Origin of the sequence: Pseudomonas sp. OTU5201, from assembly GCF_038440135.1 — a bacterium.
Taxonomy (GTDB): Bacteria; Pseudomonadota; Gammaproteobacteria; order Pseudomonadales; family Pseudomonadaceae; genus Metapseudomonas; species Metapseudomonas resinovorans.
This window is the reverse complement of sequence record NZ_JASATC010000082.1, coordinates 1-4,800: the sequence shown is the minus strand read 5'-3', so window position 1 is coordinate 4,800 and position 4,800 is coordinate 1. Positions and strand designations below refer to the sequence as shown.

The 4,800-nt window shown below is 61.4% G+C and carries 5 protein-coding genes; all 5 read right to left on the bottom strand.

All coding sequences use genetic code 11. The features are described from left to right. Positions 1 to 356: 356 nt before the first annotated feature. A complete protein-coding gene (locus tag AAHM40_RS26885) occupies positions 357 to 548 on the bottom strand; it encodes a hypothetical protein (protein ID WP_342247424.1) in 192 nt (63 codons plus the stop codon). A 98-nt stretch (positions 549 to 646) separates the two neighbouring features. Continuing rightward, positions 647 to 1,288: an SCO family protein gene (locus AAHM40_RS26880; RefSeq protein WP_342247423.1), complete on the bottom strand. Its 642-nt coding sequence runs from the start codon at positions 1,286 to 1,288 to the stop codon at positions 647 to 649. 20 nt (positions 1,289 to 1,308) lie between these two features. Further along, positions 1,309 to 3,084, bottom strand: a complete 1,776-nt coding sequence (locus AAHM40_RS26875; RefSeq protein ID WP_342247422.1) for a multicopper oxidase family protein — start codon at positions 3,082 to 3,084, stop codon at positions 1,309 to 1,311. 357 nt (positions 3,085 to 3,441) lie between these two features. After that, on the bottom strand, positions 3,442 to 3,996 hold the full coding sequence (locus AAHM40_RS26870) for a hypothetical protein (protein ID WP_342247421.1): 555 nt from the start codon (positions 3,994 to 3,996) through the stop codon (positions 3,442 to 3,444). Positions 3,997 to 4,225: 229 nt separating this feature from the next. Continuing rightward, positions 4,226 to 4,800, bottom strand: a 575-nt coding sequence (locus AAHM40_RS26865) for a glycine cleavage T C-terminal barrel domain-containing protein (RefSeq protein ID WP_342247420.1), incomplete at its 5' end; no start/stop codon positions are given.

Sequence of the window (4,800 nt, the reverse complement as noted above, 5' to 3'; positions counted from 1 at the left end):
TGGGCACCTCGGTGAGGGGGAAAATTTGTCTACGGGGCCCATGTTACTGATGCGATTTCGATCAAGAAGTGATCCTGCGTGATGGTTACCATCGACGCGGGTGATAATTGTAGATGTTCCATTAAAAACAATGATTTACGAATTTTTTGAGAGCGCTATTGCGCAGAGTGGAAAGGCTTTTTCCTCAAATTGGCATAATCGATTTTTTCGATGCGAGTGGGTGCAACGTAACGAGGGGATAAGCCAGATTGGGCCGAAAGGTCCGTTCTAGAGCGGGGCTTGGTGGGAGCGAGCTCCGCCCGCGAAACGCTTCGGTTCGCGGGCGGAGGCTGATCAGTCGCCTTGGGGGCAGTGTGTCAGCGCTTGCCCATGGACCGGCGCGAGCCGCGTGGCGCGGGACCGGGGCGCTGGCCTCGGTCGTAACCCTTGAGGGTCTGGTAGTAGGGGACGTTCTGTTTCTTCGGCTTGGCCGGCTCGGCTGTGATGGCAGCTGCGTCCGGGTTTTCCTGGGTTTGGGCTTCGGCCTGATCGAGGTCTTGGCTGGTCATGCTGGTTCTGCTCTGTGCGGGCTTGGCCCGCGAGCGGGCCGGAGGCGCGCATCATACACCACCCGGCCTCCGGGTGCTCCCGGAGGCCGCCAGGCTGCTCAGGACTCCTGGGGCTGCATGCCCCAGCCGGTGAGCTCGACCCGGGGGTCGACATGGTTGATTGCCGAGAGGATGTGCTCCGGATCAGTCAGCGCTGGTGCCATCGTCCAGCGGCCAATGGGCTCGTAGCCAATTCGCACCATTCCGGTGTGGTTGAGCTGGTTGCCATCCACCAGCGGATCCACGTCGTAGAAGCCCAGGGCGTAGCGCAGGTCGAGAATGTCCTGCGGGTCACCGGTGAGGTATTCCCAGCCAGGGCCGATGTGGAACTTGTCGACGTATTCCTGCAGGTGGCGCGGTTGGTCCAGCTCGGGCTGCAGGGTGATGGAGTACATGAAGACCTCCCGTCCCACCCGCTCACCGAGCATCTGCTGGACCTTGCGCAGGTTGGCGGTTGCGGTAGGGCAGTTCCGGCCGCAGCTGGCGTACATCATGTTGAGCACTACCACCTTGCCGCGTATCAGTTCTTCATAGAACTGAACCTTCCTGCCCTGATGAGTGAATAGCGTTGGGTTGGGGAACCTGGCGTTGCCCGAGCGAGCCATTGGCTGGCGCTCGGTGGAGGCGCCCATGGCTCCCAGGGCGGCTAGCCCGAAGAGGCCGGCACCCAGGCCGACAATAAGGTTTCTGCGTGTGTTCATGAAAAGTCCTCCCTCCGCCGTCATACGACGTCGAAGCGCAGCATCATCGCGTGGTCTTCATGGATCAGGTTGTGGCAGTGCATGACGTACTTGCCCTTGTAGTCCCTGAAGCGGATGAAGACGCGAATGGTCTCGTTCTTGTTGATCGTGTAGACGTCCTTTCGACCCAGTTCATGGGCAGGGATCGGCAACTGCTGACCGTTGCGCATTCGCGAGATGATGCGGCCTTCCTCCAGGTGCATATGGATGGGGTGTGACCAGCCGTTGTCGATATTGATCAGCTCCCAGATCTCTCCGCGACCTTGGGGCACATTGAAGCGAGGCGCATTGACGTTGACGAACTGCCCATTGATCACCCACATGTTGTTGGAGCGCTCGAAGACGAAGCGGCGCACCGGGGCGGCGGCGATCTCAGCCGGGGTCACTGGCGGCAGAGGACGTAGATTCGCGGGTACCTGGCTGAGGTCCTGGGCGGTTGGCCAGCGGTCCACCACTATCTTCAGCACACGGACGCCGGGCTCCTTGATGTCCTTGGGGCCGCGGGTCTCTTCCTGGCGCATGCGGTTGACCAGATAGAGCGTGGTGCCCACCACGTACTTGGAAAAGTCGACCACTATGTCGGCGCGTTCGGCAACGCCAAGGGTAATGCTCTGCTGGTTGAGCAGCGGCTTGGGCAGCAGGTTGCCGTCGTTGCCGATGTAGGTGAAGTTCTGCTTGATGTTGTTCGGGTTGACCAGCGAGAAGGCATAGAACAGGCTCGGCCCGGCATTCAGCAAGCGGAAGCGATAGCGTCGCGCGGCGACTTTCAGCACCGGCTCGATCATGCCGTTGACCAGTACCTTGTCACCCAGCACACCTTCGGGGTTTATCTCGTCGTAATAGAGCCTGCCGGTGGCGTCGAAGCGACGGTCGGCGAAGGCCAGTGGGTAGTCGTAGGGATGGCTGGGCAGGCGCAGCGCTCCCGGCGTCGGGTCAGCCTCATTACCCGAATCCAGGTGATCGTAGAGCAGGTAGAAACCCACCAGGCCCCGATAGAGATTGGACGATGTGAAGTCCAGGGTGTGGTCGTGGTAGAAGAGCGTGCCCAGGGCTTCGCGGTAGTCACCCAGACTGTTGGGCGGGGTGTTGAAACCGGCATAGGCGTTGGGATAGAGGTGGTCCTTGAATTTGCCCTTGGCAGTCAGGGTTGGCCCGGCCTTGGTTGCGCTGTAGTAGTCACCGGGAAAGCCGTCGCTCTCCGAGCCTGCGTGCAGGTTGTGCAAGTGGGTGGAGATTTCCGGCGTGCCGAAGCCCGTATGGTTGGCTGGCAGGTCGTTGTAGATGCGGCAGATCATCGGGTGGCCGTAGTGGGTCATGACGGTCGCACTGAACTCGTTCGCCGGGGTATTGGCCGCACGATAGGTCCAGACTTTCTGCGCCGGATAGGCCGGATTGAAGACCCAGTTGGGCGTTTCCTTGGCGCGCAGCTCGTAGTACTCGGCGTTGGGGCGAAACCGGGCCCAGAACTGGTGCGGTCCCCGCCCGGCTTCGCCACCGGCGACATTGGCCAGTTCGGTAGGTGCGGGATTGAGGTAAGGCACGCTGGCCGCGGGCACAATCTGGTTGGGCAGTTGCATCACCCAGGGGGTCGTGGGTGGGCTGGGCGGCAATATCGGCGCCGCAGCTTCGCTTTGAGAGGTGCGCAGCAGGGCTGGCGCGGCTACAGCGGCAGCGGAAAGCTTGAGAAAGTCGCGCCGCGATCCGTCCGCCAACCTGTCTTTCTTGTTTTTGGCTTTTCCAGGATTTTTACCTTTCATGGGTGTACTCCACCTCCCCACCACGAACCCGCGCAAACGGCCTGCCCTGGATGCAGTGCTCCAAAGCTCGTTTTCCCCATCCGTTTGCACGAAGGTGCAGGCCGCCAAAAAATTTGATCGCGCAGCCTAAGCGCCAATAACTCGACTAAAGACCTCTCACTTAGCGAGCGCAATTGGCGAAATGACAATAATTCGTCGCTTGTGGTGGCTAGTGGCATCTGGCACTAGGTACAGCGCTGAATGTATCAAAATATTTCACGAAGACGGGCGGCCTGCTTTGGAGGGCAGGCGGTAGAGCGGTTGGAGCGGGGTGGAGGCGACCGGAAAGGAGGGCGAGTTCCGGTCGCTCCGGGGGCGTTACTTGTACTTGTCGTGGAACAGGGCGATCTGCTTGACCGGCTTGGGTTCTTCCTTGCCCAGGACGTACACCACGCGCTGTCCCTCGGGGCCGCCGCCGATGTCGACGTAGCTGAAGGTAGGTTCGCCAATCTTGTACATGTCCATCATGTCGCCGTAGCGGCTGAACACGAAGATGACGCCTTCTTCGTCACGCAGTTCGCCATAGAAGGGCTGGGCGGGCGGCAGGCTGACATCGAGGAAGCGCTGGGCAGATAGCGTTTTCGCATCCTTGCCCTGGTCGGCGGATTTCAGGATCAAGACGATGTTGCGACCGAAGCCGTCCTGCTTGCCGGTGTTCTGTTTGATCGGTGCAGTGCCGCTCTTCACGTAGTCCCGGTAGGTGGCGTAGTCGTCGAAGACGAACAGTTCTTTCTCTGTGCGGATCTGATACCAGTCTTCGTTATCCAGGGCTACCGGCTTGGCGGGGGCCGGGGCCTGCATGGCACAGGCGCTGAGAGTGGCGGCCAGCAAGGCGGCAACCAGGGGTTTGATCAGGTTCTTCTTGTCGTTCATCGGAGGTCCTCCCCAGGAAAGTGGAGCAGAGAATCTGCCTGTGGCGGATGACCGGTTGATGACGGGAATGTGTCGCTCGAATGAATTACAAAAGGCTATTTATTTCAGTGGTTTATCGGGATTTTTTAAGAAACGGTCTGTGCACGGCGCCGTGCAAAGAAAAAGGGCAGAGACTGTCGTCTCCACCCTTCAAGGCCCCGCCGAAACGGGGCAGTCGAGGGATGCTGATTCAGCCGCGGTAGTAGCGCTGAGGCACGAAGGGGGTCTTGGCCACTTTCATCGCGACACGCTTGCCGCGCACCAGGGCCCAGACCTCGCTGTCCAGGGCGGCATGGCTGGTCGCGACGTAACCCATCGCGACCGGGGCTCCGAGGCTCGGGCCAAATCCGCCGCTGGAGACGCGGCCGATTACCGCACCGTCGGCATCGACGATCTCGGCACCTTCGCGAACCGGTACGCGTTCCTGGGGCAGCAGGCCGACGCGCTTGCTGGGGACGCCGTCGCGCTGTTGGGCAAAGACCGTACCGGCACCGGGGAAGTTGCCGGCGCGCAGGCCGTCGGCGCGGCGGGCCTTGGAGATGGCCCAGGTCAGGCTGGCTTCGATCGGCGTGGTGGCGCTGCTCATGTCATGGCCGTAGAGGCACAGGCCGGCTTCCAGGCGCAGGGAGTCGCGGGCGCCCAGGCCAATGGGCTGGACTTCCGGCTGGGCCAGCAGGGTGCGCGCCAGGGCTTCGGCCTGGGCCACGGGCACGGAAATCTCGTAACCGTCTTCGCCGGTGTAGCCGGAGCGGCTGACGTAGCACT

Coding starts and splice junctions, on each gene's coding strand:
- AAHM40_RS26885 (WP_342247424.1), bottom strand. CDS start 548: ATGACCAGCCAAGACCTCGATCAGGCCGAAGCCCAAACCCAGGAAAAC.
- AAHM40_RS26880 (WP_342247423.1), bottom strand. CDS start 1,288: ATGAACACACGCAGAAACCTTATTGTCGGCCTGGGTGCCGGCCTCTTC.
- AAHM40_RS26875 (WP_342247422.1), bottom strand. CDS start 3,084: ATGAAAGGTAAAAATCCTGGAAAAGCCAAAAACAAGAAAGACAGGTTG.
- AAHM40_RS26870 (WP_342247421.1), bottom strand. CDS start 3,996: ATGAACGACAAGAAGAACCTGATCAAACCCCTGGTTGCCGCCTTGCTG.